Annotated in this window: 3 protein-coding genes and 1 pseudogene; 3 read left to right on the plus strand and 1 reads right to left on the minus strand. The window is 72.4% G+C overall.

The window, feature by feature from the left end; translation table 11 throughout:
• Window positions 1–162: 162 nt before the first annotated feature.
• Complete coding sequence (locus tag R6V09_RS51490; protein WP_317888303.1) at window positions 163–405, minus strand: hypothetical protein; 243 nt, start codon at window positions 403–405, stop codon at window positions 163–165.
• A gap of 181 nt (window positions 406–586) precedes the next feature.
• Between R6V09_RS51490 and R6V09_RS51495 the strand changes: the two genes are divergently transcribed.
• From R6V09_RS51495 to R6V09_RS51505, 3 genes and pseudogenes are all read left to right on the plus strand, one after another.
• On the plus strand, window positions 587–1120 hold the full coding sequence (locus R6V09_RS51495; protein WP_317888304.1) for a PadR family transcriptional regulator: 534 nt from the start codon (window positions 587–589) through the stop codon (window positions 1118–1120).
• A complete protein-coding gene (locus R6V09_RS51500; protein WP_317888305.1) occupies window positions 1117–1815 on the plus strand; it encodes an ABC transporter ATP-binding protein in 699 nt (232 codons plus the stop codon). The genes R6V09_RS51495 and R6V09_RS51500 overlap by 4 nt, the downstream gene beginning before the upstream one ends.
• Window positions 1812–2204: pseudogene (locus tag R6V09_RS51505) on the plus strand (ABC transporter permease); the annotation flags it as partial. The gene R6V09_RS51500 and the pseudogene R6V09_RS51505, both read left to right, overlap by 4 nt.

Here is a 2204-nt window from a genome sequence, read left to right on the forward strand (position 1 = left end):
GCTCGCGTCGACGCCGAGGGCGGCCAGTACGGCGACGACCGCGTCGGGCGCGGCCGGGACCGCGTGGTCCGGGGAGGGGCTGTAGGCGGTGGCGACGCCGTGCAGTTCGGCGAGCCGCGACAGCTCCTCGCCGAGAGCGTCGACCGGCCGTGGTGCTGTCATCTAGGGCCTCGTCGAGTCCGGATCGGCGAACACGGCGGACTCGCTGGTGAGCGGGGCCGTGTCGGCGAGTGGGGGCTCACTGGTGAGGGGCTCGGCGTCGGTCAGCGGGGGTTCGCTGGTGAGCGGGGTCTCGGCCCAGGCGCCCTCGGAGTCGACGTGGAACAGGTCGGGTTCGAGGTGGGCGGACGGCTCCGCGGTGCGTTTGGAGCGGGCCGGGAGCGGAAGTGATGCCGATGCGGCCACGGTGGCCTCCTTGTCGGATCGGGCGACGGGCTGGTTACCGCAGCCCTACCCAGTGGGCGCGACGGCAGACCTCCAGGTTGGGGTACGGGCGGCACCGTGGCCACTCCCGTACCGCACACCCCCCAACTTTCCCGCTGATCACTATTCACTCAGTACATGTATCCAGTGCATACTGATCGCCATGAGCACCCGCCACATCCTGCTGGGCCTGCTCGCGGGAGGACCGAGCCACGGCTACGACCTCAAGCGACGCCACGACGAACGCTTCCCACAGGCCCGCCCACTGGCCTACGGGCAGGTCTACACGACCCTGCAACGCCTGGTCCGGGACGGTCTCGCGGAGGTCGACGGCACCGGTTCGGACGGCGGCCCGGAGCGGACGGCGTACCGCTCGACGGCGGACGGTTCGCGTGAACTCGCGCACTGGGCGGGGGAGATCGCGCCGCCCGCGCCCTTCGTGACGAACGAGATCTTCGCCAAGGTCGTCGTCTCGATCCTGTCCGGCGGCGACCCGAAGGCGTATCTCCGGGCCCAACGCGCCGCCCACATGGAGCGGATGCGCGAACTCACGGCGCTCAAGACCGCCAAGGGCGCCGACCTGGCGACCGTGCTCTCGGCGGACTACGCCCTCAACCACCTTGACGCGGACCTCCGTTGGATGGCGACGACGGCGGCCCGGCTGACCACTCTGACTGCGGAGGTCGACACAGCATGAGCGACAACGGGGGTACGGCGGCGCCGCTGCTCGCGGCCCGGGATCTCGCCAAGGCGCACGGCAGGACCCGGGCGCTGGACGGCGCCTCGGTCGACCTGGCCGCCGGCGAGATCCTCGCCGTCACGGGGACCAGCGGCAGCGGCAAGAGCACCCTGCTGCACTGCCTGGCCGGGATCGTCCGGCCCGACGAGGGGACGGTGACGTATGCCGGGGAGCGGCTGGACACGCTGCCGGAGAAGCGGCTCAGTGAGCTGCGGCGCACCGAGTTCGGGGTGGTCTTCCAGTTCGGGCAGCTGATACCCGAACTGACGGCCGTCGACAACGTGGCACTGCCCCTGCTGCTGGCCGGGGCCACCCGCGCCGAAGCGCAGGAACGGGCCGGTGAGTGGCTGGAGCGGTTCGGGGTGCGCGGGCAGGGCGAGCTGCGGCCGGGCGAGATGAGCGGCGGCCAGTCCCAACGGGTCGCGCTCGCCCGGGCGTTGGTCACCTCCCCGAGGGTCGTCTTCGCGGACGAGCCGACGGGCGCGCTGGACTCCCTGGCGAGCGAGCAGGTGATGACGGCCCTGGTCACCACGGCCCGCGAGTCCGGTACGGCGGTCCTGCTGATCACCCATGACGCGCAGGTCGCGGCGTACGCGGACCGCGAGATCCGGCTGACGGACGGGACCGTGGCGACGGCGGGGGTGGCGGTATGAGCACGCTGCTCGCGGATCTGCGGCTGGCCTGGCTGCTGACCCGGGGTTCGGACCGGCGGGAGTGGTGGCGGGTCGGGCTCACGGCGGTCGGGGCCGCGCTGACGACGGGGATCGGACTGGCCGTCGTAGCGCTGCTGTCGTTGGACGGGTTCTACGCCGTGTCCTTCGGGTCCGGGCTGTTCAGTTCGTCCAGTGACCGGCAGAACGTGAGTCTCGCGCTGGGGCTGCTGTTGATTCCGGTGCTCGGGTTTCTCGGGCAGTGTGCGCGGATCGGGGCGGTGCACCGGGACCGGCGGCTGGCCGCGTTGCGGCTGGCGGGGGCGGCGCCCTGGCAGGTGCGGCGGATCGCGGCGCTGGAGTCGGGGCTCGCGAGCCTGGCCGGTGCGGTG

It is taken from the genome of Streptomyces sp. W16 (assembly GCF_033194735.1).
Classification (GTDB): Bacteria; Actinomycetota; Actinomycetes; order Streptomycetales; family Streptomycetaceae; genus Streptomyces.

Excerpts from the sequence above, each read along its gene's own strand:
- R6V09_RS51495 (WP_317888304.1), top strand. The coding sequence starts at position 587 with ATGAGCACCCGCCACATCCTGCTGGGCCTGCTCGCGGGAGGACCGAGC.
- R6V09_RS51500 (WP_317888305.1), top strand. The coding sequence starts at position 1,117 with ATGAGCGACAACGGGGGTACGGCGGCGCCGCTGCTCGCGGCCCGGGAT.